General features: G+C 72.3%; 27 protein-coding genes and 2 pseudogenes. 24 read left to right on the plus strand and 5 right to left on the minus strand.

The genetic code is table 11. The features are described from left to right. Positions 1–617 precede the first annotated feature (617 nt). From ABZ919_RS37640 to ABZ919_RS37660, 5 genes are all read left to right on the plus strand, one after another. Positions 618–1,307 carry a SigE family RNA polymerase sigma factor gene (locus ABZ919_RS37640; protein ID WP_361257530.1) on the plus strand — a complete coding sequence of 230 codons (690 nt, stop codon included), beginning with the start codon at positions 618–620 and terminating at the stop codon, positions 1,305–1,307. Next, on the plus strand, positions 1,304–1,645 hold the full coding sequence (locus tag ABZ919_RS37645; RefSeq protein WP_361257533.1) for a hypothetical protein: 342 nt from the start codon (positions 1,304–1,306) through the stop codon (positions 1,643–1,645). Before ABZ919_RS37640 ends, ABZ919_RS37645 begins: the two co-directional genes overlap by 4 nt. A gap of 423 nt (positions 1,646–2,068) precedes the next feature. Then, the gene (locus tag ABZ919_RS37650; protein ID WP_361257536.1) at positions 2,069–3,034 is read left to right on the plus strand and encodes a pirin family protein; all 966 of its coding nucleotides are present in this window, start codon (positions 2,069–2,071) and stop codon (positions 3,032–3,034) included. A gap of 502 nt (positions 3,035–3,536) precedes the next feature. Then, entirely contained in the window at positions 3,537–3,995 is a 459-nt protein-coding gene (locus ABZ919_RS37655) for a cyclic nucleotide-binding domain-containing protein (protein WP_361257539.1), read from the plus strand. 44 nt (positions 3,996–4,039) lie between these two features. Beyond that, complete coding sequence (locus ABZ919_RS37660) at positions 4,040–4,693, plus strand: CBS domain-containing protein (protein ID WP_361257542.1); 654 nt, start codon at positions 4,040–4,042, stop codon at positions 4,691–4,693. A gap of 43 nt (positions 4,694–4,736) precedes the next feature. Here ABZ919_RS37660 and ABZ919_RS37665 read toward each other — a convergent pair whose 3' ends face one another. Continuing rightward, positions 4,737–5,321, minus strand: coding sequence for a hypothetical protein (locus ABZ919_RS37665; protein WP_361257545.1), 585 nt, complete (start codon positions 5,319–5,321; stop codon positions 4,737–4,739). Positions 5,322–5,349: 28 nt separating this feature from the next. After that, on the minus strand, positions 5,350–6,060 hold the full coding sequence (locus tag ABZ919_RS37670) for a CBS domain-containing protein (RefSeq protein ID WP_361257548.1): 711 nt from the start codon (positions 6,058–6,060) through the stop codon (positions 5,350–5,352). Between the two features lie 175 nt (positions 6,061–6,235). Here ABZ919_RS37670 and ABZ919_RS37675 point away from each other — a divergent pair. From ABZ919_RS37675 to ABZ919_RS37690, 4 genes and pseudogenes are all read left to right on the plus strand, one after another. Then, positions 6,236–8,080 (plus strand): annotated as a pseudogene (locus ABZ919_RS37675) (putative PEP-binding protein). Positions 8,081–8,264: 184 nt separating this feature from the next. After that, a complete protein-coding gene (locus ABZ919_RS37680) occupies positions 8,265–8,723 on the plus strand; it encodes a pyridoxamine 5'-phosphate oxidase family protein (RefSeq protein ID WP_361257551.1) in 459 nt (152 codons plus the stop codon). 451 nt (positions 8,724–9,174) lie between these two features. After that, complete coding sequence (locus ABZ919_RS37685) at positions 9,175–9,744, plus strand: hypothetical protein (protein ID WP_361257555.1); 570 nt, start codon at positions 9,175–9,177, stop codon at positions 9,742–9,744. Between the two features lie 83 nt (positions 9,745–9,827). Further along, entirely contained in the window at positions 9,828–11,117 is a 1,290-nt protein-coding gene (locus ABZ919_RS37690; protein ID WP_361257557.1) for a site-2 protease family protein, read from the plus strand. An 83-nt stretch (positions 11,118–11,200) separates the two neighbouring features. On the opposite strand, the gene ABZ919_RS37695 is transcribed toward ABZ919_RS37690, so the two are convergent. Next, on the minus strand, positions 11,201–12,109 hold the full coding sequence (locus ABZ919_RS37695) for a universal stress protein (protein WP_361257560.1): 909 nt from the start codon (positions 12,107–12,109) through the stop codon (positions 11,201–11,203). Between the two features lie 25 nt (positions 12,110–12,134). After that, the gene (locus ABZ919_RS37700; RefSeq protein ID WP_361257563.1) at positions 12,135–13,040 is read right to left on the minus strand and encodes a universal stress protein; all 906 of its coding nucleotides are present in this window, start codon (positions 13,038–13,040) and stop codon (positions 12,135–12,137) included. A 274-nt stretch (positions 13,041–13,314) separates the two neighbouring features. Here ABZ919_RS37700 and ABZ919_RS37705 point away from each other — a divergent pair. Continuing rightward, positions 13,315–13,558, plus strand: a pseudogene (locus ABZ919_RS37705) (response regulator transcription factor); the annotation flags it as partial. A gap of 20 nt (positions 13,559–13,578) precedes the next feature. On the opposite strand, the gene ABZ919_RS37710 reads toward ABZ919_RS37705, so the two are convergent. Beyond that, positions 13,579–14,448, minus strand: a complete 870-nt coding sequence (locus ABZ919_RS37710) for a CBS domain-containing protein (protein ID WP_361257565.1) — start codon at positions 14,446–14,448, stop codon at positions 13,579–13,581. Positions 14,449–14,614: 166 nt separating this feature from the next. Here ABZ919_RS37710 and ABZ919_RS37715 point away from each other — a divergent pair, with 166 nt between their 5' ends. The 14 genes from ABZ919_RS37715 (at position 14,615) to ABZ919_RS37780 (ending at position 26,705) form a co-directional block, all read left to right on the plus strand. Next, entirely contained in the window at positions 14,615–15,052 is a 438-nt protein-coding gene (locus tag ABZ919_RS37715; RefSeq protein WP_361257568.1) for a hypothetical protein, read from the plus strand. Positions 15,053–15,207: 155 nt separating this feature from the next. After that, on the plus strand, positions 15,208–15,978 hold the full coding sequence (locus tag ABZ919_RS37720; protein WP_361257571.1) for a hypothetical protein: 771 nt from the start codon (positions 15,208–15,210) through the stop codon (positions 15,976–15,978). Beyond that, positions 15,965–17,413, plus strand: a complete 1,449-nt coding sequence (locus ABZ919_RS37725; protein WP_361257573.1) for a V-type ATPase 116kDa subunit family protein — start codon at positions 15,965–15,967, stop codon at positions 17,411–17,413. The genes ABZ919_RS37720 and ABZ919_RS37725 overlap by 14 nt, the downstream gene beginning before the upstream one ends. Further along, positions 17,398–17,811: an ATP synthase subunit C gene (locus ABZ919_RS37730; protein WP_361257576.1), complete on the plus strand. Its 414-nt coding sequence runs from the start codon at positions 17,398–17,400 to the stop codon at positions 17,809–17,811. Before ABZ919_RS37725 ends, ABZ919_RS37730 begins: the two co-directional genes overlap by 16 nt. Positions 17,812–17,813: 2 nt before the next feature. After that, the gene (locus ABZ919_RS37735; protein ID WP_361257579.1) at positions 17,814–18,041 is read left to right on the plus strand and encodes a V-type ATP synthase subunit F; all 228 of its coding nucleotides are present in this window, start codon (positions 17,814–17,816) and stop codon (positions 18,039–18,041) included. After that, on the plus strand, positions 18,038–18,550 hold the full coding sequence (locus ABZ919_RS37740) for a hypothetical protein (protein WP_361257582.1): 513 nt from the start codon (positions 18,038–18,040) through the stop codon (positions 18,548–18,550). The genes ABZ919_RS37735 and ABZ919_RS37740 overlap by 4 nt, the downstream gene beginning before the upstream one ends. Before the next feature lie 107 nt (positions 18,551–18,657). Then, positions 18,658–20,343, plus strand: a complete 1,686-nt coding sequence (locus ABZ919_RS37745) for a V-type ATP synthase subunit A (protein WP_361257584.1) — start codon at positions 18,658–18,660, stop codon at positions 20,341–20,343. Then, positions 20,340–21,731 (plus strand): V-type ATP synthase subunit B, encoded by a 1,392-nt coding sequence (locus tag ABZ919_RS37750; RefSeq protein ID WP_361257587.1) that lies wholly within the window; start codon positions 20,340–20,342, stop codon positions 21,729–21,731. The genes ABZ919_RS37745 and ABZ919_RS37750 overlap by 4 nt, the downstream gene beginning before the upstream one ends. Beyond that, positions 21,731–22,351, plus strand: coding sequence for a V-type ATP synthase subunit D (locus ABZ919_RS37755; protein ID WP_361257589.1), 621 nt, complete (start codon positions 21,731–21,733; stop codon positions 22,349–22,351). Before ABZ919_RS37750 ends, ABZ919_RS37755 begins: the two co-directional genes overlap by 1 nt. 181 nt (positions 22,352–22,532) lie before the next feature. Next, positions 22,533–23,927 carry a nicotinate phosphoribosyltransferase gene (locus ABZ919_RS37760; RefSeq protein WP_361257592.1) on the plus strand — a complete coding sequence of 465 codons (1,395 nt, stop codon included), beginning with the start codon at positions 22,533–22,535 and terminating at the stop codon, positions 23,925–23,927. A gap of 137 nt (positions 23,928–24,064) precedes the next feature. Continuing rightward, on the plus strand, positions 24,065–24,349 hold the full coding sequence (locus ABZ919_RS37765; RefSeq protein WP_361257595.1) for a DUF1918 domain-containing protein: 285 nt from the start codon (positions 24,065–24,067) through the stop codon (positions 24,347–24,349). Further along, positions 24,333–25,211, plus strand: a complete 879-nt coding sequence (locus ABZ919_RS37770; protein WP_361257598.1) for a universal stress protein — start codon at positions 24,333–24,335, stop codon at positions 25,209–25,211. The genes ABZ919_RS37765 and ABZ919_RS37770 overlap by 17 nt, the downstream gene beginning before the upstream one ends. Before the next feature lie 30 nt (positions 25,212–25,241). Then, positions 25,242–26,231 carry a nitroreductase gene (locus tag ABZ919_RS37775; RefSeq protein ID WP_361257601.1) on the plus strand — a complete coding sequence of 330 codons (990 nt, stop codon included), beginning with the start codon at positions 25,242–25,244 and terminating at the stop codon, positions 26,229–26,231. A 39-nt stretch (positions 26,232–26,270) separates the two neighbouring features. Beyond that, the gene (locus tag ABZ919_RS37780) at positions 26,271–26,705 is read left to right on the plus strand and encodes a CBS domain-containing protein (RefSeq protein WP_361257604.1); all 435 of its coding nucleotides are present in this window, start codon (positions 26,271–26,273) and stop codon (positions 26,703–26,705) included. The last annotated feature ends 201 nt before the right edge of the window (positions 26,706–26,906 follow it).

A 26,906-nucleotide genomic window follows, 5' to 3' on the forward strand; every position in this document is an offset into this window, starting at 1 on the left:
GGGCGCGGAAAATTCGTCGGTCTTGGGGTGCAACCTCGGTCGGGGCCGGACGTCTGTCGGGGTGGAGGCCTCCACTTCGACAGACGTCCGACCCCGAGCGACCGAAGGAACCCATGTCCGCACATCGTGCATCCCGCCTCAGCCGTGTCCGCAGGCTACGTGCCGCACTGGGGGTCTCCGCCGTGGGCGCGGCCCTGGCCGTCGCCGGCACCGTGGCCGCCCGGGCGGCCCAGGACGGCAGCCACGCGACGCCGTCCCCCGTGCCGTCCCCGGCCCGCACAGCGACCCCCTCCCCCATCCCCTCCCCGGCCCGCACAGCGACCCCCAGCCCGGTACCGGCCACCCCTGAGCCCCTTCCGGCGAGCCCGAAGCCCGTGCCGGTCACCGCGGCGCCGGTACCGGCACCGACGCGCGTCCTCCCGCGCCCCGTACCGTCGTCCGCGCCGCAGGCCACCCCGAGCCCCGCGCCGGCCCGCCCGGCACACATGCGGCACCACGGTCCCGCCGCCCCGGCGCCGGTTGCGCAACACCACCGATCCTGACCGGCACCGACACGGCATGTGCCGGATGCGGGGCCGCCGCTCGGCGGCGGTCCCGCATCCGGCTCCGGGAGACCCATGACGACAGCCACACCACCGGCGACGGTCCTGCCCTGGGACCGGACGCCGGCGATGCCGCAGCGCCCCACGTCCTGGCGGCGGTTCGCCCGCGCGCTGGGCGCCCGCCTCCTCGTCGGCGCCCGTACCCGGGCGGACACACCCGCCGACCCGGTACCACCCCCCGCGGGCACCGGCGCGGCTCTCCTGTTCCCGTGCGAACAGCCGCCCGGCATCGAGGAGTTGTACCACCACCGTCGGCTCGCCCTCGTCCGGCTGGCCGTGCTCCTGGTGGACGACCTGCCCACGGCCGAGGACGTCGTCCAGGACGCCTTCACCGCGCTCTTCCGGCGCCACGGGCACCGGCTCGCCTCCCTCGACGACCCGGAGGCGTACCTGAGGACCAGCGTCGTCAACGCGGCGCGCTCGGTGCTGCGCAGACGCAGAACCGTACGGGCGCACACCCCCGCGCCCGAGCAGCACGCTCCCGCCCCGGAGGAGGACGTGTTGCTGCACGAGGACCACCGGGAGGTGCTGACGGCACTGCGCACACTGACCCCGCGTCAGCGGGAGGTACTGGTGCTCCGCTACTGGTCGCACCTGAGCGAGGCCGAGATCGCCGCGACCCTCGGCCTGTCACGAGGCGCCGTCAAGTCCACGGCCAGCAGAGCCCTGGACGCCCTCGCCCGACGCCTGGAGGTGCTGCGATGAACGAGTCCGGTACCAGAACCGCGCCGACGCCGGTCGAGGAACGGCTGCGGGCCGCACTGGCCGCGCGGGCCCATTGCGTCGGCCCCGCCGACCTGCGGCCCCTGCGCCCGCCGACGGAGGTGGCTCGGCCACGCCGGGTGCTGCTGCGCCGGGCCGCGGTGGGCGCCCTGGCGCTGGCCGCCGTGGCCGCGCTGGTGTTCTTCACGGTGCGCGGCGGCCAGTCCCGCCCGACCGCACCGGCCCGCCCGGCGCACCCGGCGGCCGTCACGCCCTCCCCGGTCCCGCGCCCGGTCACCCCGTCCACGGCCGAGCCGTCACCGAGCGCGCGGCACCCGTGAGTCGGGGCCCGTACCGGGGACAGGCCGAAAAGACCGTTCCGACACCGGCCATGCCCTCGGGTGGGCGATGGGCGACGGCCGCCGCGAGGAGGGCCGCGGTGACCGCCCAGGCCGCGCGGAGGCAAAGGCGTGCAGCACAGCGGGCGGTTCGGGCACGCTCGGGATGACCAGGGTCTGCATCAGCGAGACCACGAGCCCCCCGAGGGCCGGCACCACGACGACGAGGTTCGTCCGCGGTACGGCGGTCCCCCGCCCGGGCGGGCCGGGGATGCGCTGGGGACTTTGGATCGGGCCTCCCTCGGAGAACACGGTCCGCGTGCTGCGTGCGGTGCCCCGAATGTATGTCAGTTGACCGACTTGACCACAGAAAATCGGCGTTTCCGCACTCACGGGTAGGGCGCCCCGCCCGCTAGGTTGGGCGCCATGAGCAATCTTGACCGCGCGCCCGTACCCGGCGTCTGCGGCGGCCGCGGGTTCGTCGTGGCCGAGCCCGTCCGCGAACTGCTGAGTCCCCGTCGTGTGAAGCTGGGCGAGTCGACCGAGGTGCGCAGGCTGCTGCCGAACCTGGGCCGCCGCATGATCGGCGCGTGGGCCTTCGTCGACCACTACGGCCCCGACGACATCGCCGACGAGCCCGGCATGCAGGTGCCGCCCCATCCGCACATCGGGCTGCAGACGGTCAGCTGGCTGCACGAGGGCGAGGTGCTGCACCGCGACTCGACGGGCAGCCTGCAGACGATCCGGCCCAGGGAGCTGGGCCTGATGACCTCGGGCCGCGCGATCAGCCACTCCGAGGAGAGCCCCCGCCCGCACGCCCGCTTCCTGCACGGCGCCCAGCTGTGGGTCGCGCTGCCCGAGGAACACCGCGACACCGAGCCGAAGTTCGAGTACCACCCGGACCTGCCCACGGTCACCGCGCCCGGCCTGACCGCCACGGTGATCCTCGGCGGCCTCGACGGCTCGCTCTCGCCCGGTACGACGTACACCCCCATCGTCGGCGCCGACCTCGCGCTCACCCGGGGCGCCGACGTACGCCTGCCCCTGGAGCCCGACTTCGAGTACGGCGTCCTGGCCATGTCCGGCGAGGTCCACGTGGACGGCGTACCGGTCCTGCCCGGCTCTTTGCTCTACCTCGGCTGCGGCCGCTCCGAACTCCCGCTGCGCGCCGAGTCGGACGCCGGGATCATGCTGCTGGGCGGCGAGCCGTTCGCGGAAGAGCTGATCATGTGGTGGAACTTCGTCGGACGCACCCGGGGCGATATCGAACAGGCCCGGGAGGACTGGATGAGCGGGTCGAGATTTGGGGAAGTGAAGGGGTACGAAGGGGATCCGTTGCCTGCGCCGGAGCTGCCGCCGGTGCCGCTGAAGGCGCGGGGACGAGTGCGCTGAGCTGGGATTCGCCGGCCCGGCGCACACATGGCCGGGCAAGGGGATGCCCACCCCCGCAGCGGCCTGGCCAGGCACATCATCTTCCACTGCATGCCGGATGGATTCACTCCCGGCCCACAAGCGATCTGGTCCCGGGCGGCTCGTGAAGCACTCCTCGGTCACTGAGCCCGCGGCGGTGCAGCAGTTGCTTCGTCCTCTTGGCTTTGCCCGCGGGTTCCAGGGCGCTCGCCCAACGTCCGGCGCGTGCGCATGGGCGGCGCTCGCGGTCGTCATGTTCTCGCGCTCCTCGTGTCCGGCGTCGTATTGAGGCCCATCGGCCCTGGTGGCACGGCGGTAGCTGGGGTTCTTCGGTCCAGCGCTGGACCGGCTGGTCCCGCACGCTGGCCAGGCCAAGGCCGGATGGGAAGGGCCACCCGCTTCTCGCCCGGTCCGGGCGACCCGTGGCGCGCGTACCCAAGGGCGCGCACGCTGGGATCAGCAGCCCATGAAGGGAGCCGGTGCGATGACCTCCGCGACCACCATGACCACGGCTCTTGAGTCTGTGCACCGCGAACGGCTGATGGGCCTCGCCCGTGAGGTCTCCTTCCCGGCCGGTACCCGCCTGTTCGAGGAGGGGCACCGGGCCGACCGGTTCTGGATCGTGCGCACCGGCACCGTCGCCCTCGACCTGCACGTGCCCGGTCGGCGCCCCGCCGTCATCGAGACGCTCGGACACGACGAGCTGGTGGGCTGGTCCTGGCACTTCCCGCCGCACATCTGGCACCTCGGGGCCGAGGCGATGAGCCCGGTACGGGCCTGGGAGTTCGATGCCGAGGCGGTGCGCGCGATGTGCGCCGCCGACGCCGAGTTCGGGCGGGCCATAGCGGTGTGGGTGGGACGCGTGGTCGCTCAACGGCTGCACGCCTCGCGTGTCCGACTGCTCGACCTCTACGCCCCGTACGGCAGCGGAGGCCTGACGTGACCGCCCGGGCGCCCAGCCCTGCCAAGGCATTCGAGGAGGAGAGCATGGACAGCAGCCCGCACCGGGTGGGCGACGTGATGACGCGCGCCGCCGTCGCGGTGGGCCGCAAGGCTCTGTTCAAGGACATCGTCGAGCGCATGGAACAGTGGCAGGTCAGCGCCCTGCCGGTGCTGGAGGGCGACGGCCGGGTGATCGGGGTGGTCTCCGAGGCCGATCTGCTGCCCAAGGAGGAGTTCCGGGACAGTGATCCGGACCGGTTCACCCAGCTGCGCCGGCTGCCCGACCTCGCCAAGGCCGGGGCGGTCTGCGCGGAGGAGCTGATGAGCACGCCGGCTGTCACCGTCCACGCGGACGCGACACTCGCCGAGGCAGCTCGCATCATGGCTCTGCGGCACGTCAAACGGCTCCCTGTGGTGAGCTCCGAGGGCGTCCTCGAAGGCGTGGTCAGCCGCGGTGACCTGCTGAAGGTCTTCCTTCGCCCGGACAACGAACTCGCCGACGAGATCCGCCGTGACATAGTCGACGTCCTCTTCCCGGCGCCGATCGAGCCCATACACGTGATGGTCACCGACGGCGTCGCGACCCTGACCGGGCGCGTCGGGGATTCTGTTCGGGCCGACCTGGCCACGCGCCTGGTCCGGGGCGTGGAAGGCGTCGTGGGGGTGGACTGCCGTCTCACCGCCGCCGACGCGGTATGACCCCACCCTCAGTGGCATGTGGAGTCAGCGAAAGCCGTCGACGTCACCCCTTGCCCCCGCTCCGATTCCGCCACTCGGGGCCGATGCGCTTCCATTCCTGATCCCATTCGGCCAGGCGGCGCCGCAGGAGCCGTTCACGGATCAGCCGGCCTCCGGCCAGCGGTGCCACGAGTGCACCGGTCAGAACCACCTGCAGCGTCGCCTCCGCGCCTCTGGGCGGCGGAGAGACGATCCGGCCGGTGCGGTCCGTCCATACGGTGACCCTGCTGCCTGCAGGGGCGCCCGGAAAGATCTTCGCCAGCCCCGCGTGCACCGAGCCGTCCGTGTCCGTCCAGCGCACGGTGGCCCAGACCTGGCTGTCGTCGTTGCCGGAACCCCCGGGCGGGGTCTTCGCCGCCTCGTCGGTGAGCACGGCGGACACCGAGTGCGCCTGATCCCGCCGCGCGGCGAACGCCGAGTCCATCGCCTGCGCCGCCGCGACGCCCGCGAGGACTCCCCCGAGGAGGGCGACGGCCCAGATGAGCAGCACGAGCCAGGCCTCGACGACGTCGCTGTGGCGCCTGACCGGGTTCCGCCGCCAGCGCCACAGCCGCACCCCGGTCACGGTCGTGGGAGGTGTCCCGGTCATCGGTACGCGCCACCTCTCGTCCCGACTCCTACGGTCGTCTGGCAGGGGCGGACCGTTGCGGATCCGGCAGATCCGGGTCGAGATCCGGATGGCGGGGCGGTCCGCTCAGCGCGCAGTGCACGTCCACCACACCGGCCACGGTCCGAGCGAGGTGGGTCGCGAGCGGTGTCAGAGCCGTTTCGTGGATCCGGCCGGCAAGCGTGACCACACCGTCCTGCACCTCGACCCGGACGCCTTGCGCGTGTGTGCCGAAGAGCCGGATGACGACCTCGCGCCGGACGTCCTCGGCGATGTCCGCGTCGTCCCGCAGAAAAATCTTCAACAGGTCGGACCGGCTCACGATGCCCTTCAGTGTTCCGTTGCGGCCGACCACCGGGAGCCTCTTCACCCTGCTGCGCGCCATCACGCGCGCGGCGTGGGCGAGGGTGGAGTCGGGCGCGACGGTGATGGCGGGAGTGGTCATCAGCTCCGCGGCGGTGACAGCGCCCGCTTTGTGGACATCGGCTGGACGCCTCGCCTGCCCGTACCGGCTGAGATCGCGCTCGCTGAGCTCCTCCTTGGGCAGCAGGTCGGCCTCGGAGACCACGCCGACGACACGTCCGCCGCCGTCCAGGACCGGTAGGGCACTGACCCCCCACTCCTGCATGGTCCGCACGATGTCCTTGAACGCCGCCCCGGTGCGCAGGGCGACGACCCTGCGGGTCATCACGTCGTTCACGACGGGGGGAGTGCCGGTCATGGCGTCCTCCAGGGCTTGATGTCGTACCACGACACCACCAGGCTGCGCCGTCGCGGCGTCCCGGCGTATGGGCCGATCGGCCCGCCTGACGGGACCGAGGGCACCTCCCCGGGTGCCCCGCTGCCGTCCCAGGCTGAAAGGGCATCGGTTGATCGCGGAGCCGAGGAGTGGCGTCATGGTCCGCTATGGGTACGACTTCCAGAGCAGCGGCCGCGACATGGCCGGCCTGCTCGGCGGCAAGGGCGCGAACCTGGCCGAGATGAGTCGGCTGGGCCTGCCGGTGCCGCCGGGGTTCATCGTCTCCACCGAGGCCTGCCGTACTTTCCTGACCACCGGCGAGGAGCCTGCGGGCTTGTCGACGGAGATCTCCCGACACCTGTCGACGCTGGAGACAACCACCGGGCGGCTGCTCGGACAGCCGGACGACCCCTTGCTGGTCTCCGTCCGCTCAGGAGCCCGCTTCTCGATGCCCGGCATGATGGAAGTGAGCCGCTCGCCCACGGCGTGCCGGCCTCGCCGGGGGCCGCAGTGGGCGCCGCAGTATTCGATTCGGCGGAGGCCGTACGGCGTGCCGCCGCCGGTGAGAAGGTGGTCCTCGTCCGTGAGGAGACCACTCCCGACGACCTGTCCGGCATGGTCGCCGCGCAGGCGGTGCTGACCGGCCGGGGCGGCAAGACCAGCCATGCGGCCGTCGTCGCCCGCGGTATGGGCAAGGTGTGCGTGTGCGGCGCCCAGGACATCGCCGTCAATGGCGAGGCGCGGCGCTTCACCAGTCAGGACGGCACCGTCGTTGAAGAGGGCACCGTCATTTCGGTGGACGGCTCCGCCGGTGTCGTGTACTTGGGGCCGGTCCCCTTGGTCGCGTCCGCGACGATGCGCTACTTGGAGAGCGGCGAGCAGGCCGACAGTGTGGTCTGCGCGGTGGGCCGGGCCCTGGATCACGCCGACTCCGTACGGAGGTTGGAGGTTCGGGCCAACGCCGACACCCCCGAGGACGCGGCGCGCGCCCGGCGCTTCGGGGCCCAGGGCATCGGGCTGTGCCGTACCGAGCACATGTTCCTCGGCGAACGGCGCAAGCTGGTCGAGGACATGATCCTGGCCCGAACGGAGACGGGCCGCGACCGGGCGCTGGCGGCTCTTCTGCCGCTGCAGCGGAAGGACTTCACAGGCCTCCTTCAGGCGATGGACGGGCTGCCGGTCACCATCCGGCTTCTCGACCCGCCGCTGCACGAGTTCCTGCCCGACCGCACCGCTCTTGCGGTGCGCATCGCCGCGGCCGAGGCCGCCGGAGAACAACCGGACGCGCACGACGTGGAGTTGCTCGAGGCAGTGAACCGGATGCACGAGGAGAACCCGATGCTCGGCCTGCGGGGCGTGCGGCTGGGGCTGGTGGTTCCGGGACTGGTCACCATGCAGGTGCGGGCGATCGCCGAGGCGGTCGTCGAGCGCACCCGCGCGGGCGGGTCTCCCCCGGGCGGAGATCATGGTCCCGCTGGTCGGCGCCGTCGAGGAGCTGCGGCTCGCCCGCGAAGAGGTCATGCGAGTCCTGGCAGTGGTCGGCGAGGAGACCGGCGTCCCTGTCCGGTGTCCGGTCGGCACCATGATCGAGTTGCCCCGGGCCGCACTGACGGCAGGCCGTATCGCCGAGGAGGCGGAGTTCTTCTCCTTCGGCACCAACGACCTCACCCAGACCACCTGGGGCTTCTCCCGCGACGACGTGGAGGCCGCGTTCTTCTCCGCCTACCTCGACAAGGGCGTCTTCGCCACCTCCCCGTTCGAGACGCTCGACCGCGAGGGTGTGGGCCGACTGGTCCGGATCGCGGTCGAGGAGGGACGCGCGGCACGCCCGGATCTGGAGACAGGTGTCTGCGGCGAGCACGGCGGTGACCCGGAGTCGATCCACTTCTTCCACGCCACAGGCCTGGACTACGTCTCCTGCTCACCATTCCGGGTTCCGGTGGCCCGTCTGGAGGGCGGCCGGGCGGCGCTGACCGGCATGAACGCGAGTGACAGCAGGTGAGGGGGACGTCCGGCCCCTTGCTCGACCCGAATGGCACTGGAGAGCAGCTGCGTCATGGACGACGGTGAGAGCAGGAGTGGCGACGGTCCTTCGGGATGTCGCTCCACCCTCGTCGCACCCGAGCATGCACGGGCCAACCGGATTCGGCCGGGAAACAGTTACTCACCTGCAGAAGAAGCAGCCCATGACCCGCAACCAGTCTCCCACAAACCGGCGCATCGACCTGGACCCTGCCGAGGCGCTGCGGTTGCTGGGCAGCGTATCGCTGGGGAGGATCGTCTTCACTCGGCAGGCCCTGCCCACGGTCCGCCCGGTCAACCACGCCCTGGACAGTGGGGACATCGTCATCCGCACCCACGAAGGCGCGGCTCTGACGTCCCACGCGGAGGAGGCCGACGGCACAGGCGTGGTCGTCGCCTACGAGGCAGACGTCATCGACCCGGACACCCACCTCGGCTGGAGCGTCGTCGTCACAGGTTACGCCCAACTCGTCACCGACCCGGTCGAACTGGACCGCATCCGGGAGTTGTTGCAGCCCTGGGCACCCATCGAAGGCATGGACCAAGCGGTGCGCATCCGCCCCGAACTGGTTGCGGGTGTCCGCCTGACGGAGTCGAGCGAGACCAGGACGGCACCCGGCTGAGTCGCCGGGCTGTCGCAGCAATCGCGGACCCAGTGTTCCGACGTCCTGTCACAGTGCCGGGATCGACGCGCACCGGCGCGGTCGCCTCCCGCCCAGGGCTCGCTGTGGGCCCTGTCCGTTACCAGCGCTGCCTTCACGGGTCTCTCACCAACCGCGCGGCCGCCCTTCGGCCCGGGCGGTGCGCGGAAGCCTGCGTTCGGGCCGTCCGGCCCTCATCCCCGGCCGGGCGGTTCCGAACGGCTCGGCACCGGGGCGGTGGGGCTTCGGCGCCGCGCCGGGTCGCGTCCGCTTCCCCGCGTCCCTCTTGTGAACGTCGCCCATGGGGACCAATGGGCCCCCGTGGCTCGGGGCCGGGCCCGGGTGGCCCGGCAGGAGGGCCCCTCGGCCTCTGTGAAAGCCGCACCTGCGGAGTCACCGTCGAAGGAGTCGTCGCGGCCTGGAGGTGTCCGTTATGAGCAGCAAGCGGCTGTGGCGATGGCGGAGCAGTCCACTGCGGCGGCGCGAGGACGTCGTCGAGGCCTGGATCGTCCTGGCAGTCTGGCTGGTCGTGGTGATCTGTGGCGGCGTTGCCGCACTCGTCACGGACCGCAGCGCCGAGCACGAGTTCGCGGAGCAGCGCACCCACCGGCATCCCGTCAGCGCTGTCCTGCTCGCCGACGCTCGGCACGGCGTCACCGCGGACTGGTCGAACGACGGCCGTGTCCAGGGACCGGTGCGCTGGAAGGCCCCCGACGGCTCCGCTCGTACCGGGCGCACGCTGGTGGACGGCCGCTTGAAGGCCGGGGCTCGGGTGACGGTGTGGCAGGACGACCGGGGCCGGCTCAGTCCGTCGCAGCCGACGGGCCGGGACGAGGGTCATGCCGAAGCCGCGCTCTTCGCCGCCGCGGCGGCCCTCGCCGTCGCAGCCCCAGCCTTCGGCGCGGGCGCCGTCGCGCGAGCACGGCTCGACCGGCGCCGTATGGCCCATTGGGACCAGGAGTGGGATCTGGTGGGACCGCAGTGGGGCCCCAGGACGGGCTGATCCGCGGCGCCCAGAGCCCATGTCGGCCCTGCTGAGCGGACACGGCGGCCCCTCGGCACACAATCGAGGATGAGGCGAGGTTCATGGACGAGACGCTGTCCCTCGGCCGGATCGCCGGTGTGCGGGTCGGCCTGAACTGGAGTGTCCTGGTCATCGTCGCCCTGGTGACCGTCGCTCTTGCGCACAGTGAGTTCCCGTCCGCCCACCCCGGCCATTCCGCCCTGCTGTACTGGGCTCTGGCACTGCTGGCGGCGATCGTCTTCCTCGCCTCGCTGCTGGCGCACGAGCTGGCGCACGCCGTGGTCGCCCGCCGCAACGGCGTGCAGGTCGACGGCATCACCCTGTGGATGCTGGGCGGCGCCGCCCGCCTGCACAGCGAGGCACCCACTCCGGGCGCCGAGCTGCGCATCGCCGCCGTGGGTCCGCTCACCAGCCTGCTCGCCGGTGGTGTCTTCGCCGGCATCGCCGCCGGGCTGCACGCGCTGCACGCGTCCGGGCTCGTCGTCGAGGCGGTCGTATGGCTGTCCGCGATCAACGTCATGCTGGCCGTCTTCAACGCGCTGCCGGCCGCCCCGCTCGACGGGGGACGGCTGCTGCGGGCGTACCTGTGGCACCGCACCGGCGACCGGCTGCGGGCCACTCGCGGGGCGTCGGCTGCGGGCCGGGCGCTGGGCTGGTTCATGGTGCTGACCGGGTTCGCGGCCGTTTGGTTCGGGCACAACCTGTCCGGCCTGTGGCCCGCGCTGATCGGCTGGTTCCTCATCGGTGCGGCAACCACAGAGGCTCGCCAGGCCGAGCTGCGGAGTGTGCTGGGCAGTGTGCCAGTGCATCGCGTCATGACTCCGAACCCGGTCACCGTGCCGGACACCGCGACCCTCGCCGACTTCCTGGCCGAGGGCCCCTTCGGCCCCTACCGCCACTCGGCCTTCCCGGTGCTGACGGCCGACGGCTCGGTGGCCGGTCTGCTCACCGTGCGACGCGTCGAGGCGACGCCGGCCCAGGCTCGTGCGAGCACGACGGTCCGGGAAGTGATGCGTCCGCTCGCCGAAATCATCACGGCCGCGCCCCAGGAGCCGATGCTCGACTTGCTGCCACGACTGGAGGCAGCCCTGTACGCCGCGCGGTGGTCCTCGACGAAGGGCGCCTCGTCGGCATCGTCACCGTCGCCGACATCAGCCGTGCCCTGTCCTGGCCGAGCGGGCCCACCCAGGCGCAGCCGCACACCCGGGTCCTCGGGAACAAGGTCGATGGAGAGCAGTCGGGCCCTGTCCAGGGGGACCTTGAACCAGACCGGTCGGGTGTCCGGCCTCGTCTCAACAGATGATCCTGACCGGCCAGTTGAGCAGGCCGAGTATTTCGTTCCGGGTCCGTAGTTGTTTCAACTGGTGGATACAGGCCGCGTTCGGCCTGGCGACGGCCGTGGGCGCCGACCGAAGCCTCCACGGGGCTAAGGGGCTCAGACGGGCTCCGGTACGACCGCCACCGGGCAGGCCGCATGGTGCAGCACGCCGTGGGCGACTCGGCCGAGTTGGAGCCCGAAGTGGCCCTGGCGTCGTCGGGCACCGAGGACGAGCAGGTCGGCCTCGCGGGACACCGCGATCAGGGCATCCCGTGCGTAGCCCTCGACCGTACGCCGCCGTACCCGCAAGGCGGCCGGGGCGTCCCGCAGTGCTTCTTCCACCAGGTCCGCGGCCTGCTGCTCCTCCAGATGGGCGGGGCCGCCGACGGTCAAGGGATGTGCGGGAGGCTCGTGCAGTGGCCGGCGCCAAGCGCGTACGGCTTCCAGCGGGACCCGGCGCAGCAGGGCCTCCTCGATCGCGAATCGTGGCGCGGCCGAACCCGCCGGTTTCTCTCCCACTCCGAGAACGATGCGGCCGTGGGTCCCACTGCGTGCCTGGTTGTCGTGGCTTCCTCGGAGCACGATCACCGGGCAGTGGGCGTGTCCCGCGACGGTGACACCGACCGAGCCGAGGAGGGCCTCCGTCATCCCGCTGCGACCACGGCAGCCCAGCACTATCGCGAGGGCGCTGCGGCTCTCGCGTACCAGGCCGTATTCCGGTTCCTCGGGCAGCACATCGGTGGTGACCTTCACGCCTGGTTGCCGGTGACGAGCCCGCCGCTCGGCGGTCCGGACGATGTCCTCGGCCATCACCTCTTCGGACGGCTTGCCGAGATCGGTGGCCGTGGAAGCGCCCTCGTAGCGCTCCCAGAGCGAGGCGTACACCAGCTGGAGCGACGCCCCACGCAGGGCGGCCTCGTGGGCAGCCCAGTCCACGGCGCGCAGGCTCGGCTCGGAGCCGTCGACACCGACGACCACCGGCTGATCCAGCGGCTCCCCGTCGGCATGTGCGGCTGATGCACTCATGGCTTCTCCTTCTCCGGAGCGGAGGTCAGCTGTGGGCGACGACCGCGACGGGAGCGGCGATGTGGTGTAGGGCGGAGTGGGCGACATGGCCGATACGGGCACCGAACGACCTGGTGCGGATGCGTCGGCCGACGACCACCAGGGAGGCGTCACGGGAGTCGTTGGCTAGAACCTGCGCGGCGCTTCCGCACCGGCTCGCCTCAATCACCTCGACGTCAGGGAACCTCTGCCGCCAGGGCTGCAGCACCTTGCTCAGGAGGGTGGCCTGCCCGCGTTCGAGCGAGTCGTAGAGTTCGGCGTCGCCGGCGAAGCGGTAGAAGGAGGTCGGCGGCTCGGGCCAGGCGTGGACCACCCGCAGGGTGGCCTTCCGCCGCGCGGCGGCGTCGAAGGCGAACTCCAGCAAGGTGTCGTCCGCTTGGTCGGTGTCGAGCCCCAGCACGACGGGCCGGAAGGGTGCCGCAGCGGACGGCACGCCCGCCGGATCCATCTCGTGCTCGTCGGCGGCCTGCTCTACCGCCCGCACCAGCACCACCGGCCGCTCGGCGCGGGCGACCACGCCCAGACTCACCGAGCCCACCATGAACCCGGCCAGCCCACCGAGGGCCCGCGAGCCCAGGACCAGCAGCTCGGTAAAGCCCGCTGCCTCGCACAGGACGTCGGCCGGAGTCCCGGTCAGCTGCTCGGTGATCACCTCGATGCCCGGGTGGCGAAGCCGGATGCCGTCCGCGGACTGGCTTGTCACCTGCTCTGCCCAGTGCCGGTAAGTGTCGGGATCCAGCAGTGGAGTCCGGGCCACGAACCTGGGAGTCGGCTCGGAGACGTACATGATCTTGAGGGGCAGGCCGCGCAGCAGCGCTTCTCGCGCCGCCCACTCGGCCGCGGCCCGGCTCTCGGGCGAGTCGTCGACACCTACGGTGACGGTGCGGGACATGGTCTCCACCTCCCGGGACAAGGGTTCCGACACCAGCGTGGCGTCGCGGTGCCGAGGCGATCAGGGGCCACACGTCCTCATCATGGCCCGACCGACCCTCTGCGGCCCGGAAGCGCCCCTCTTGCGGCCCGGAAGCCGCACGGGCCCGTCCGAGGGCCGTGCGGCCCCTGGCACTGCCGCTGTCCCCGGCATCCTGGAAGGCGCGGACCCTCATCGAGGCCCTTACGGAGTCACCATGTACGGCACCCGCCAAATCGTCAGCGACGTGAGGGCGGAACTGGCCGGCCTTTCTCCCCGGGAAAGGGACATCGTCGCTGATCGGTGACGGCCTGACCAACCGCGAGATCGGCAAGCGGCTGTACCTGTCGGAGAAGACCGTCAAGAACCACATCTCATGGCTGCTGGCGAAGCTCGGAGTGCAGCGCCGGGTCCAGGCGGCCGTGATCACCTCCCACCTCGACCAGCCAAACCCCACCTGCCCGAGTCCCACCATGCCGGGAGGCCAGATCCCCCGGTGATCGGATGAGAGCGGGCGAACTCAGTCGACGCTGAGCAGGTTCTTCACCCCGATGACGTCGGCGATCCCCTCGACCTCCGCCACCAGCCGGGCCATCGTCGCCGACGGCAGCCGGCCCGTCAGCTCCACGATCCCGTCGTGCACGGTGACGGCCACACTCTCCCGGTCAGCCGGTGGACAGCAGGCCTCCAGCGTGGCCTGAACTTCCGCCCGGATACCGGAATCATCCCTGATCAGCGCCTGCAACAACGCGTCACGACGCACGACGCCCACGAGTCGGCCGTTGCGATCGGTGACGGGCATGCGCTTCACCCGGGACAACGCGGCGAGCCAGACGGCCTCGGCCACCGTCATGCCCGGCAGTACCGTGATCGCGGGGCTCGTCATCAGGTCGGCGGCCGTCTCGCCCCGGGCCTTGTCATGCATCCGGCGTTCGCGCAGCCTGCCGATGCGTCCCGGCCGGTGGCCGGAGGCCTCGAACGCGACCTTGGCCAGCAGATCGGACTCCGAGACGACGCCGACGACATGGTCATCGGCGTCCACGACCGGGAGCGCGCCCACCTGCTCGCGGGCCAGCAGCCGGGCGATGTCGCGGTACGCCTGGTCCTCGCAGAGGGAAGCGGCGGGCACGTCCATCACGTCCCGCACCAGTGGCATACCGGGTTCCTGCGGGAGGCCTGGCCGCCGCGTGGGCGTCACAGCCGACGGTGCCCGCTCCTCGGTGTCCGAGTGCTCGGCCGCACTGCCGGAGCGCTTGGCCGCAGCCGAGGCGACCGCACCCAGGTAGCGGAGCAGCGTGTCCTGTCGAGCCGTTTCTCCCGGGCTCCAGGCACGTGCGGGCACACCCTGCCGGGCATCGGCCCCCGCGCGGAGGTTCTCGTGCGCGTTCACAGCGGCCTCCTGACTCCGTCGAGTCGCCTACTGTCCCAGTCTCCCGTTCTCGCCGCCCGTGCCAAGAGCCGAACGGCCCTGGTGGAACGACGTAAGGGCCCTATCCGGTGCGGGGTGGGCCGGGAACCGTGAAACTGGAGGAGCACCGACCGGCAGGAGGCTGCCGATGAGCCTGCGGGACTTCCTGGAGCGGTTCCGTCCGGCTGGAACGCCGGGGGCGTCCGCAACCGGCGTGCCTGCCGACCGCATGGCGGAGCGCGCAGCCGAACTGGAGCCCGCTCTCGCTCGGCTGACTGACGTTCAGCAGCAGGTGGCACGGATCCGGGCCGCCGCGGATGAGACGGCCGAGACCCTTCGGCAGAACGCCGTACGGGAGGCGGAACATCTCCTGTCGGACGCGCGGGAACAGGCTACAGAGGTTCGCCGGCAGGCCGCGGAACCCCTCCTCCGAGAAGCCCGGCAGGAGGCCGACGCGCTGCGCGCAGCAGGAGACCGTACGGCCTCGGCGATCCGCGAGCGGGCGAGGGAACGCATGCCGCACCTGGTGGACCTCGCCGTGGCCGATGCCGTGAGACTGGCGAGCGGGACGGTGAAAGAGCCGTGAGTACCGGCTGGGTCGCCGGAGCGGTGCGAGCGCAAGCCCTCGTTGCGAGGTACCCGGGCGCCGAGGGGGCACGTGGCATCGCGCGCGGTCCGACGCTCGACGACGCCCTACGGCGCCTCTCCACGACGCCATACGCACGGTACACGCGGACGACCGTGGGCCTTCCCGACGCTCAGCGGGCGGTGGCCGCCGGCCTCCTGTGGCATCTGCGGGTGCTGGCCGGATGGCTGCCGCCCGGCGGCGCTCGCCTGCTGGTTCCGCTCGCGGCGGGATTCGAGATCGCCAACGTGGTGTCCCGGCTGCCGGCACCGGAAGGTCGGCGCACCGAGGCACCGGAGCCGTACCGGCTGGGTGCCCTGGAGACTGCCTGGCACAGGCTGGAGCGTGCCGGGACGCTCGCGGAACTGCGGGCGGCGCTCGCCGCCTCGTCCTGGGGTGACCCAGGCGGCGACACTCCGTGGGCCCTGGTCACAGGCATGCGGATGGCCGCGGCGCGGCGCACCGCCGTGTCCGTGGCGCCCGCACGCCGCTGGGCTCAGGGGCGTGCGGTCCTGCTCACCGCGCGAGAACTCTTCGTGCACCACCGCTCCCTCACGGAGTCCGTGCGTCGCGATGCGGCACGACTGCTCGGGGCACGGGCGTCGGCCGCCTCGTCCTACCGGGAGTTCCGCGACAGCCTTCCCTCGGCCGCCCGATGGGTCCTCGCGGACATCGACGAGCCCGGTGAGCTGTGGCGGGCCGAAGCCCGCTGGTGGCGGACGGTACAGACCGAGGGCGCGGCGATGCTGCGCCAGGGCCGGTACGGGCCCGCGGTCGTCGTCGGCGCGGTCGCGTTGTTGTCCGTGGACGCCTGGCGCGTGCGGGCCGCGCTGGAGTCCGCGGCACGGGGTGGACGGCCCGGAGAAGCGTTCGATGCCCTGGCCTGAGGCGATGACACCGGTCCGGATGCGCCGCGTGGCGGTGGTCGTACCGCAGACGGGCCTGCGAGACGCGCTGGTGCGGATCGCCGAGGAGGGCTGCGTGGAACTGGACCGCGCCGAGGAGGCGGCTCCGGGGGCGGCGGCCGTGCGGCTGCAGCAGTGGCGCGGGCAGGGAACGACAACATCCGAGTCCGATAGCGCCGCTCCGGCTGCACTGGCCCTCACGGCGCCCGATCTCGACACGCTCGACCATCGGCGCCAGGTCGCCCTGCTGGTCGGTGAGGCCCAGCTGGAGGAGCGTGCGCAGGGCGCCGTACGGCAGGGGGAGGTGGCCGCGCTGGCCGGATGGTGCCCGGCCGCCGAGGTACCGCGCGTCGCGGACCGGCTGGCCGCGGCGGGCGGCGCGCTGTTGCCGTTGCCCCTGCCGCGCGGCACGGATCCGCCGACGCTGCTGCGCTCGGGGCGGGCCGTCTCCTTCACTCCCCTGGTGTCGACGTACGGCACACCGGCCTACGCGGATCTCGACCCCTCGTGGCCTGCCGGCCTGGCCTACGTCGTGATGTTCGGGATCATGTTCGGTGACGTGGGACACGGCGCGCTGCTGGTGCTCGGCGCGCTCGCTCTGCGCCTGGGGTGGCCCCGCCCCTTGGCGCGTTTCGCCCGGCTGTGGCCGTTCCTGGCGGGCGCGGGAGTCGCCGCCATGGTCGCGGGCGCCGCCTACGGCGAGTTCTTCGGGCCGACCGGGCTGCTGCCGGTGCTGTGGTTGAGCCCGCTGGACGAGCCCGCTCGTCTGCTGGCCGCCGCGGTCGTCTTCGGGGCCGGTCTGCTGGTGCTCGCGCATACCGCGGGCGCGGTGAACCGCGTGCGGGAGAACGGCTGGGCCGTGGGCCTGTACGCGGCTTCCGGCTGTGCCGGGCTGCTGTTCTACCTGGGGCTCGTGCTGGCCGCGGCCGGCCTGCTCCTGCACTGGCAGGCCTTGGCAGTGGCCGGAACTGCGTGCGCCGCGACCGGGCTGGCGCTGGTGGCGTTCGGCTTGTTCCGGGTCACGGCGGGCGGCGGCGCCGGAGTCGCCGAGACGGTGGTGCGGCTGTTCGACGTCGTCGTGCGTACGGGGACCAACACCCTGTCGTTCGCCCGGCTCGCCGCCTTCGGTCTCACCCATGCCGCGCTCGCCGACCTGGTGTGGCGCGGCACCACGGCCCTGTCAGGGCGTGGCGCGGCCGGTGTCGCGGGCGCCGCCCTGTTGTTCGTCGTGGGCACGGCCGTCTCCTTCGGTCTGGAGGCCCTGGTGGCGGGCGTGCAGGCCCTGCGGCTGGAGTTCTACGAACTCTTCTCCCGGCTCTTCGAGATTGAGGGACGCCCGTTCCGTCCCTGGCACGTTCCCCTGGCGGAACCTGCCGACGACCCCGCTGCGAAGGTGATCGCATGCTCACCTGGCTGATCGTCCTGCCGGTCCTGGTCTCGGTGCTCGGTGCCGTCCGGTTGCTGCGGCGGCGCCGGACCAGGCACGCCTTCCACTGGCTCCTGGCCACGAACCTCGCTTTGCTGGGCGGCGCCTTGGTCGTCCTCGCCACGGCGCTGACGGGGCCCGCGCAGGCTTCGGCGCGGGCTGCCGCATCCGGTGGGGTCAACGGATCCGCCTTGATCGGTGCGGCCATCGCGGTGGCCGGAGCGTCGATAGGAGCCGCGATAGCCGTCGCCTACACGGGAGCTGCGGCACTGGCTGCGCTGAGCGAACGACCGGAGATGTTCGGCCGGGCCATGGTGATCGTGGGACTGGCGGAAGGCATCGCCGTGTACGGGCTCGTCGTCGCGATACTACTGATCGGAAAGGCCTGACGATGGGTACGGTGGCCGCCATCGGCGCACGGACCAGCGTGTGCGGACTCGCGCTTGCCGGGGTCGACGTCCTCGTGGCGGAGGACCAGGATGCCGTTCGCAGGGCCTGGCGGACGCTGCCCGGAACGGTCGGCCTGGTGATCCTCACGGCCGAGGCCGCCGATGTGCTGGGGGACGCGGCGACGGCGCCGGCACCGACCCGGCCGTTGACGGTGGTGATGCCCTCATGACCGCGCCGGTTGACGAGCTGGACCCCGTCCGCGCCGAGCTGCTGCGCGCGGCACGAGCCGCTGCCGACGCCACCCTGGACCGAGCACGCGCCGACGCGGCCGACACCCTGCTCGCAGCCCGCACCGCGGCTGAAACAGTGCTCGCGCAGGCCCGCCGGCTTGGCGAGGCCGACGGCGCCAAAGAGGCCGACCGGGAAAGGGTGCGGGCCGCACAGGAGGCCTGGGAGACGGAACTCGCGGTCCGCGCCGAGGCCTACGCGGCACTCAGAGCCGGGGTCCGCGCGGGCGTGCGACGGGCGCTGGCCCGGGAGGGTGCGGTTACACGGTCACACCTTGCTGACGTGGCACGGGCCGCACTGGGTGCGGAGGCTGAGGTCAGCGCCGCTGAGCAGGGCGGGGTGACGGCCGAAACGCCTGGCCGCCGAGTCGATCTGTCGGCGGACGCCCTTGCCGACGGCGCTCTGGAACGGTTGGGGGTCCGGGCCGAGACGCTCTGGGAACCGCCGTGATCACTCCGGGCGACCCGGGGCCTGACCGGTGCGGCGCGGGCGCGCCTGCACACGTCGCGGGTGGTGCCCCGGTCGCCGGCCGGGCTGATCGCCTCCACATCCTCCGGGTGGCCGGCTCCCTCGTGGAGATCGCCAGCCCTCCCACGGTCGCCATGCACGATCTCGTCCTGCTGGGCAGCGCCGGCCTGCCGGGCGAGGTCGTCGCCATCCACGGGGACACCGCCTCCGTCCAGGCGTACGAGTACACCGGCGGGTTGGCACCCGGACACCCGGCGGAGCCCCAAGGGCGGCCGCTGACGGTGCGGCTGGGCCCGGATCTGCTCGGTGGCGTGTTCGACGGCCTCCTGCGCCCCCTGGCGGGCGCCGGCGATCTTCTGACGACGAGCGGGCCGGCGATCACTGAGGCGGCTGCGTGGTCGTTCACGCCCCGGGTCGTCCGAGGGGAAAGGGTTGGGCCCGGTGACGTCCTCGGGGACATCGGCGCGCGTGTCCCACTGCGGCTTCTGGTGCCCCCGGACCTGTCGGGCGAGGTGACGCGGATCGCGTCGGCGGGCGCGTACGCCTCGGACGCTCCGCTCGCCGTCGTAGGCGGAGACGAAGTGCGCATGGCTCAGTCGTGGCCGGTGCGCAAGCCGCGGCCGGTCGGACGGCGCCTGCCGGCGGACACACCGCTGAACACCGGGCAGCGCGCCGTCGACCTGCTCTTCCCCGTGGCGCGCGGCAGCACGGTCGCCGTCCCAGGCGGTTTCGGCACGGGCAAGACCATGCTCCTGCAGCAGATCGCCAAGTGGTGCGACGCGGACGTGATCGTCTACGTCGGCTGCGGCGAGCGCGGAAACGAAATGGCGGACGTCATCGAGGAGTTGGCGGAGCTGACCGACCCTCGGACCGGTGGCCGGCTGGCGGAGCGGACCGTGACGATCGCGAACACCTCGAACATGCCGATGATGGCACGGGAAGCGAGTGTGCACACGGGCGCGACCGTGGCGGAGTACTTCCGCGACATGGGCTTTGACGTCGTCCTCATCGCCGACTCGACCTCCCGGTGGGCGGAGGCGCTGCGCGAGTTCGCCTCCCGCATGGGGGAACTGCCCGCCGAGGAGGGCTACCCGGCTTCGCTCGCCTCCCAACTGGCCGCGTTCTACGAACGGGCGGCGGCCGTTCGCACGCTGGGCGGCACGACGGGATCCGTCACGGTGATCGGTGCCGTGTCTCCACCGGGCGGCGACCGCACCGAGCCCGTCACCGCGCACACCGAACGGTTCGTACGGTGTCTGTGGAGCCTGGACCGCGACCTCGCCTACGCACGGCACTATCCGGCCGTGTCGTGGTCGGAGTCGTTCTCCCGGGACGCCGCCGCGCTGTCGGTCGCACACGCGCGTGCCGGTGACCCCGGGTGGGCCGAGCGACGCGGGCGCGTCGCGCGGCAATTGGCGGAAGCGGACCGGCTGGCCGACCTCGTCGAGCTGGTCGGCATCACCGCCCTGCCGCCCCGGGAACGGATCAGTGTGCTTGCCGGGCGGCTCCTACGCGAGGCCGCGATCCAGCAGAGCGCGCTCTCCCCGGCAGACGCCTACAGCGCCCCGGCCAAGACGGCGGCTCTGGTGGAGGCCGTGCTGGCCGTGATCGACCGTTGTCTGGAGGTGGTGGACGCCGGTACTCAGGCCGAGGTCGTCGAGGCGGTCGACTTCAGACCGTTGCTGCGGGCACGCGAGGCGGCGGGCCCCGCGGAGACAGCCCCGGTCACAGCGGCCCGCGACACCGTGCTGGCCCGGCTCGAGGAGACAGCGTGAGCGGCCCGGTGGAGGTCGAGTACACGGGCGTGCGCGAACTGCGCGGTCCGCTCGTGGTCGTCGAAGGGGTGAGCGGGGTGGGCTGGGACGAGTTCGCCACGATCGTGCTCGACTCCGGTGAACGGCGGCACGGGCTGGTCCTGGAGGTGGACCGCGACCTCGCGGTGGTCCAGGTTCTGGAGGACACGGCCGGCATGAACCGCACCGGCACCCGTGTCGCCTTCTCGGGATCGCCGATGCGGATCCCGGTCGGTGCCGGGTGGCTGGGGCGGGTGTGCAACGGGCGCGGCGAACCGGCCGACGGTGGACCGCCGGTGCTGGGCGGGTCGTACGAGGCGGTCGGCGGCGCGCCGATCAACCCGGTACGCCGGGAACCGCCGAACGAACCGGTGCTCACCGGGGTGGGCGCGGTGGACGTGCTGACCACGCTGGTGCGGGGACAGAAGCTGCCGGTGTTCTCGGCCGCCGGGCTGCCGCACCTGGACCTGGCCGTGCAGGTCGCGGCCCAGGCGACCTGTGGCGGCGAGCCGTTCGCCGTGGTGTTCGCCGGGATGGGGCTCACCCATGCCGACACGGCGTTCGTCCGCGACGGGCTGGCCGCGCGTTCCGCGGCACGGGAACTCGTCCTGTTCCTCAACACCGCCGACGACCCGGTGATCGAGCGGCTGCTCACTCCGCGACTCGCCCTCACCGTCGCCGAACACCTGGCGTTCAGGCAGGGCCGCCACGTTCTGGTGGTGATGACGGACATGACGGCCTATGCGGAGGCACTGCGCGAGGTGTCCGCCGCACGTGGCGAGATACCGGCGCGGCGGGCCTATCCCGGCTACCTCTACAGCGACCTGGCCTCCCTCTACGAACGCTGCGGCAGAATCAGGGGCCGCCCGGGATCGGTCACCATCCTGCCGGTGCTCACCATGCCCGCGGGCGACATCACCCACCCCGTCCCCGACCTCACCGGCTACATCACCGAAGGACAGATCGTGCTGTCCGCCGATGTCCAGGCGGCCGGCACGTATCCGCCTGTCGATCCGCTTGCCTCGCTGTCGCGTCTGATGCGCAAGGGATCCGGGGCGGGACGCACCCGTGCCGATCATCCGGCCGTCGCCGCTCAGCTGATCGCAGCGCTGGCCCGGTCCCGGCAGGTCGCGGAACTCGCCGACCTGATCGGCCGTGCCGCGCTCAGTCCGACCGATCTGCGCCACCTGGACCTCCAGGACGCCTTCCGGGATCGCCTTCTCGCCCAGGGCACCGACGAGGACAGGCCGTTGGACGATTCCCTCGACCGGGCCTGGGAGGTGCTGCTGACCCTGCCGCGCAGCCAACTCGGCATGCTCCCGGCCGACCTGATCGACACCCACGCTCCACCGCAGCACGAGGAACGGTGATGAATCCGCGGGGACGCCGAGTCGCGGCGGGGCGGGCCGGACGCCTACGGCTGCGCCGCGGCCTCGCCACGGCGCTGCGCGGAGCGGACCTTCTCGAACGCAAGCTCCGGATCCTGCTGGACCGCGAGCACACGGCACGCCGGGCTGCTGAGGACGCGCGCCGGGTGTGGGAGGAGAAGCTGGCCGACGCGGAGTCCTGGCTGCTGCGCGGGGTGCTGCTCGCAGGCGAAAGCGCGCTGGCCGAGGCGGCGCCCGCTGACCGGGCCCGCGTCGGCATCCGGTGGGCCGCGCTGATGGGCGTACGCCACCCGGCGGCCGTGGAGTGGGCGGCGCCCGTACGCTCCCCGGCGGAGCCGACCCCCTCCAACACGGCGCTCGCCCACGCCGAAACGGCTTACCGCGCCGCGGTCCGCGCGGCGGCGGAACTCGCCGCCCATCAGACAGCCGCCGAGCTGCTGGCCGCCGAGGCGGAACGGACACGGCAGCGAGTCCGTGCCCTCCGCAGACACTGGATCCCGCGACTGCAGGCCGAACTGAACGCTGTGGAGCTGGCGTTGGAAGAGGCGGAACACGAAGAAGCGGTACGGCGCCGCTGGGCCGCCACCCGCACGGACCGATGATGGATCGTCTCTGGTGGCGTGGACCGGTTCGCGCGGGATCAAGCCGGCGCCCATCGCACCGCGTCCGGTCCCTTGACGCCTGGGCCGAAGAGCCCATGCGCGGGGCCCTGAAGTCCCTTTCCTCCCGCGCAGTCGCGACGAGACTGGGATCAAGGAACCTCGACACTCGGCGGCGATCACCATGTCCGACGTCACCACCACCGACCTCTACGAGGTGACCATGGCCATGTCCTACCTCCGGGAGGACATGCGGGCGCCGGCCACCTTCAGCCTCTTCGTCCGCGACCTCCCGCTCGGCCGGGGCTTTCTCGTGGCCGCTGGTCTGGAGTCCGCCCTGGACTTTCTGGCCCGCTTCCGCGTGGAGAGGGACGATGTCGAGAGGTTCGCTGACGCCCTGCACCGGCCTGTCCCGGACCTCGAACCGCTCCTCGGGCTCTCTTTCGAGGGCGAAGTGCGCGCGATCCCGGAGGGCCATGTGGTCTTCGCCGGTGAGCCCTTGCTGGAAGTGACCGCACCACTCCCCCAGGCCCAGCTCGTCGAGACGTACCTCCTGAACCAGCTCTGCCACCAGACGGCGGTGGCGTCCAAGGCGGCACGCTGCGTCCTGGCCGCGGCCGGCAGGGCGGTCGTGGACTTCTCACTGCGCCGCACGCACGGCCCCTGGGCGGGGCTGCAGGCCGCCCGACTGGGGGCCATGGTGGGCTTCGCCGGCACCAGCAACGTCGCCGCCGCAACCTCCCTGGGCATTCCGGCCTCGGGCACCATGGCCCACTCCTACATCGAGGCGTTCCCGGGTGAGGAGGAGGCGTTCCGCGCGTTCGCGCGCTGCCACCCCGGCCCGGTCACCTTTCTCGTCGACACCTACGACACGGAGGAGGGCGTGCGTGTCGCCGCCCGGGTCCTGACCGCGCTGGGGCTCGGGCCCGGCTATGCGATCCGCCTGGACAGCGGCGACCTCGACGCACTCTCGCGGCGGTCGCGCGCCCTGCTCGACGCCGCCGGGCTGACCGACGTACAGATCGTTGCCAGCGGCGGACTCGACGAGTACGGGGTGGACCGGCTCGTACGCGCCGGAGCCCCCATTGATGTGTACGCCGTGGCCACCAAGGTGGGCGTCGCCGCGGACGCCCCGTACCTCGACGCCGCTTACAAGCTCGTCGAGTACGACGGCTGTCCCGTGATGAAGCTGTCCTCGGCGAAGGTCACGGCCCCGGGCCGCAAGCAGGTCTTCCGTCGACCCGGAAGGCCGGACGTCATCGCCCTGGCGGCCGAGGGACCACCGGACTCCGCACAGGCGCTGGTGCGCACGGTCATGCGGGGTGGGCGGCGAACGGGGGCGCTGGACCACTGGCTGGACGCACGCAAGCGGTTCCGCGAGGACCTGGCCGGGCTGCCCGACTCGGCGCGCCGGATCGTCAATCCCGAGCCGGTCCGGCCGGCGCGGTCCGAGGCGCTCGACCATCTGACGGCCTCGGTACGAGCCGACATCGAAGTCCGCCGTAGCCCGGAACACCGCACCACGCCGTCGGACATGGCCGGCCCCCATTCCGCCGCGCTCTCGGTCTCCGGACACTGACCTGCCACGTGGCGGCGGAGGGGTCGGCAGGCCTCCGGTGGGGACCAATGGCCCCTGGCAGGCAGGCGCTGCCAACGCCTTCCATGGAAGTGGCGGCGGCATCCGTCCGCGCCACCGCACAGAAGGAGGCGAGGGCGATGTCCGCTCCCGCACCAGCGAAGAACGCGCAGGCCGTCACGCACGGCCCAGAGGCAACCGGCGCCTCCATGCGCGCCCGTGTGGGCGACGAGATCGTGGTACGTGGGACCACGGCCGGGGTCGTCGCGCGAGACGGTGAGATCGTCGGCCTCCACCATCAGGACGGCAGCCCGCCCTACGACGTGCGGTGGGCCGAGGACGGAGGAGTGACCCTGTACTTCCCGGGTCCTGATGCGTACGTCCGGCACTTGGTGAGCGGAGGCGAGCATGTCCGGGCCCGGTGACCGCCGACCTGTCGTGGTGGGTGTCGATCCCGATCCCGTCCACCGGATGGCACTGGCCTGGGCGGCCGACGAAGCCGTCCGCAGACGGCTGCCGTTGCGCGCGGTCCATGCGGAGGGCGTGCCCACTCGGGGCTACCGGAGGCAGGAAGTCCCGCCGTCCTGGGAGGAATGGAACGAGGCTCTGCACAAGGCAGGCCAGCAGGTGCTGGGGCAGGCCGTGGACTTCGTCTCGGCCCGGTACCCGCAGCTCCAGGTCGACGCGCTGCTCGCGGAGGGCGACCCGGTGTGGGTGCTGCGCGAGCAGAGCCGCGACGCCACCGCCGTCGTGCTGGGGTCGCGGCACCTGAGCCGGAAGCAGGAGGTGTTCGGCTCCGCGTCGGTCGCCCTGCCGGTCATGGCCCGCACGCACTGTCCCCTGGTGGTCGTCCCCGAGCCGGAACATGTCACCGAGGAGCCGGCGTACTTCGTCGTCGGCGTCGACGGCAGCGAGCACTCCGGTGCCGCGGTCGACGTGGCGTTCGAGGAGGCGGCCCTGCGCGGCGCCCGGCTGCGGGCCCTGCTCGTCTGGGAGCCCGGACCGCTGAGGGTCTTCGACGAGCACCAGCCGCAGCAGGAGTGCCGACGGCTCCTCTCCGAGATCGTGGCAGGACGCCACGCCCGCTATCCCGAGGTGGACCTGCACCACGAAGTGCTCGTCGGGCACCCCGTCCAGGTGCTCACCGACGCCTCGGCGCATGCGCTGGGCCTGGTGGTGGGGACCCGGGGCCGCGGAGGCTTCGCCGGCATGCTGCTGGGCTCGGTCAGCCAAGGCGTGCTGCACCACGCCCGCTGCCCTGTCATCGCCGTACCCACCCGCGAGTGAACCGGCAGACCAGCAGGAAGGGAAGCCGCCGTGACTGCACAACCTCTCGACGTGGACACCGTCGCCAGGCTCGTGGCGGACGCCGCGGCGGCGCCCTCGCTGCACAACGCCCAGCCCTGGGCCTTCCGCTACCTGCGGGACATCGGTGTCCTGCGGCTGTACGCGGACCTGGAGCGGGCACTCCCGCGAACCGACCCCGACAACCGCGGCCTGCACCTGGGGTGCGGTGCCGCGCTGCTCAATCTGCGCGTGGCCGCTGCGGCAGCCGGGCTCGCGCCGGTCGTCCGGTTGCTACCGGACGCGGCCTGCCCGGAGTTCCTCGCCGAGGCGCATCTGTGCGGCACGGGAACCCCCGAGGGGGCGCTCGCCCGGCTGCGTCCTGCGATCCCTCGCCGTCACTCCAGCCGCTTCCCCTTCCGCGAGGAGACGCTCCCCCTCGCCGTGCAGGAGACGTTGCAGGAAGCTGCGCGCGCCGAGGGCGCACAGCTGCTGTTCCCCGGCGCATGGCACGTGCAGTCGATCCTGGAGCTGGTGCGGGACGCCGAGGGCAGGGAGGCGCTCGCGCCGGACGTGCGTGAGGAGACGGCGCGCTGGGCGCACACCGGCTCTTCCGGCAGCGCCAGGGCCGTTGACGGCATCGCGGCCGAGGCTTTCGGTCCTCGGCAGCGCCACACCTCGGTCCCCGTGCGTGACTTCGCCGCCGGTCGTCCACTGCCCGAACGCGGCTGGGCGCCCTTCGAGAGCGAACCGAACATCGCCCTGCTGGGCACGGCCCACGACGGGCCCGCGGACTGGTTGTCGGCCGGTCAGGCACTGGAACGGGTCCTGCTCCAGGCGACGACGGACGGGCTGGTCGCCTCGGTCACTTCCCAGCCCCTGGAGTGGCCCGAGATCCGGTGGGCCGTCCGCGACCCCGTCTCCGCGATGGCTCATGTCCAGATGGTCATCCGGCTCGGTCACGGCCCCGAAGGCCCCGCGAGCCCACGGCGGGCGGTGGCCGAAGTGCTCGACGTTCTCTGAGTCGGACCTTGTGGACCGTGGGACAGCGAGGAGCAGCGCATGAAGGTTTCCGAGGTGATGACGGCTCCTCCGGTGTGCGTGGCGCCGAACGCCACCCTGGCCGAGGTGGCCCGGCAGATGGCCGAGAGCGCCGTCGGGTCTGTGCTGGTGGTCGAGGGCGGAGCACTGCACGGCATCGTCACCGATCGCGACCTCGCCGTTCGTGGCATGGGGGGCGGCCTGGACGCGAGGGCCCGGGTGGACGCGGTGATGTCGACCCGCGTCGTCACGGTCGAGGCCGTCGAGGATCTAGGGGCTGCCTATCGCGCGTTCCGTCGCACGGGGGTCCGCCGGCTTCCGGTCCTGGACGCGGACCGGGTGGTGGGGGTGCTGACGATCGACGACCTCTTCCTCGACCTGTTGCGGCGGTTCGCCGACCTGCTGGGGCCGGTGGCCTGGAGCGTCCTGCAGGAGCCTCCGGGACCGCCCCAGTAAGGCCGGAGCCCCGGATGAACCCTGAAGGGGCCCGGCAGGGCACGACCGCGCTCCACGAGGACGGTCCGGCGGCGGGCGGCGAGACCGCGGCACAGGCGCCACCCACTAAGAGCTCCTAACGGAATGCGGTTCGCAGGCGCCGCCAGCAGATCAGCGAGCAGGCGAGCTTGAGGAACGCCTCGTGGATGTCATCGCGGATCT

It is taken from the genome of Streptomyces sp. NPDC046759 (assembly GCF_040645475.1).
GTDB lineage: Bacteria > Actinomycetota > Actinomycetes > Streptomycetales > Streptomycetaceae > Streptomyces.

What these genes read in the sequence shown, in the direction of transcription:
- ABZ919_RS37640 (WP_361257530.1), top strand. Translation starts at nt 618, where the DNA reads ATGACGACAGCCACACCACCGGCGACGGTCCTGCCCTGGGACCGGACG.
- ABZ919_RS37645 (WP_361257533.1), top strand. Translation starts at nt 1,304, where the DNA reads ATGAACGAGTCCGGTACCAGAACCGCGCCGACGCCGGTCGAGGAACGG.
- ABZ919_RS37650 (WP_361257536.1), top strand. Translation starts at nt 2,069, where the DNA reads ATGAGCAATCTTGACCGCGCGCCCGTACCCGGCGTCTGCGGCGGCCGC.
- ABZ919_RS37655 (WP_361257539.1), top strand. Translation starts at nt 3,537, where the DNA reads ATGACCTCCGCGACCACCATGACCACGGCTCTTGAGTCTGTGCACCGC.
- ABZ919_RS37660 (WP_361257542.1), top strand. Translation starts at nt 4,040, where the DNA reads ATGGACAGCAGCCCGCACCGGGTGGGCGACGTGATGACGCGCGCCGCC.
- ABZ919_RS37665 (WP_361257545.1), bottom strand. Translation starts at nt 5,321, where the DNA reads ATGACCGGGACACCTCCCACGACCGTGACCGGGGTGCGGCTGTGGCGC.
- ABZ919_RS37670 (WP_361257548.1), bottom strand. Translation starts at nt 6,060, where the DNA reads ATGACCGGCACTCCCCCCGTCGTGAACGACGTGATGACCCGCAGGGTC.
- ABZ919_RS37680 (WP_361257551.1), top strand. Translation starts at nt 8,265, where the DNA reads ATGACCCGCAACCAGTCTCCCACAAACCGGCGCATCGACCTGGACCCT.
- ABZ919_RS37685 (WP_361257555.1), top strand. Translation starts at nt 9,175, where the DNA reads ATGAGCAGCAAGCGGCTGTGGCGATGGCGGAGCAGTCCACTGCGGCGG.
- ABZ919_RS37690 (WP_361257557.1), top strand. Translation starts at nt 9,828, where the DNA reads ATGGACGAGACGCTGTCCCTCGGCCGGATCGCCGGTGTGCGGGTCGGC.
- ABZ919_RS37695 (WP_361257560.1), bottom strand. Translation starts at nt 12,109, where the DNA reads ATGAGTGCATCAGCCGCACATGCCGACGGGGAGCCGCTGGATCAGCCG.
- ABZ919_RS37700 (WP_361257563.1), bottom strand. Translation starts at nt 13,040, where the DNA reads ATGTCCCGCACCGTCACCGTAGGTGTCGACGACTCGCCCGAGAGCCGG.
- ABZ919_RS37715 (WP_361257568.1), top strand. Translation starts at nt 14,615, where the DNA reads ATGAGCCTGCGGGACTTCCTGGAGCGGTTCCGTCCGGCTGGAACGCCG.
- ABZ919_RS37725 (WP_361257573.1), top strand. Translation starts at nt 15,965, where the DNA reads ATGCCCTGGCCTGAGGCGATGACACCGGTCCGGATGCGCCGCGTGGCG.
- ABZ919_RS37730 (WP_361257576.1), top strand. Translation starts at nt 17,398, where the DNA reads ATGCTCACCTGGCTGATCGTCCTGCCGGTCCTGGTCTCGGTGCTCGGT.
- ABZ919_RS37735 (WP_361257579.1), top strand. Translation starts at nt 17,814, where the DNA reads ATGGGTACGGTGGCCGCCATCGGCGCACGGACCAGCGTGTGCGGACTC.
- ABZ919_RS37740 (WP_361257582.1), top strand. Translation starts at nt 18,038, where the DNA reads ATGACCGCGCCGGTTGACGAGCTGGACCCCGTCCGCGCCGAGCTGCTG.
- ABZ919_RS37755 (WP_361257589.1), top strand. Translation starts at nt 21,731, where the DNA reads ATGAATCCGCGGGGACGCCGAGTCGCGGCGGGGCGGGCCGGACGCCTA.
- ABZ919_RS37760 (WP_361257592.1), top strand. Translation starts at nt 22,533, where the DNA reads ATGTCCGACGTCACCACCACCGACCTCTACGAGGTGACCATGGCCATG.
- ABZ919_RS37765 (WP_361257595.1), top strand. Translation starts at nt 24,065, where the DNA reads ATGTCCGCTCCCGCACCAGCGAAGAACGCGCAGGCCGTCACGCACGGC.
- ABZ919_RS37770 (WP_361257598.1), top strand. Translation starts at nt 24,333, where the DNA reads ATGTCCGGGCCCGGTGACCGCCGACCTGTCGTGGTGGGTGTCGATCCC.
- ABZ919_RS37780 (WP_361257604.1), top strand. Translation starts at nt 26,271, where the DNA reads ATGAAGGTTTCCGAGGTGATGACGGCTCCTCCGGTGTGCGTGGCGCCG.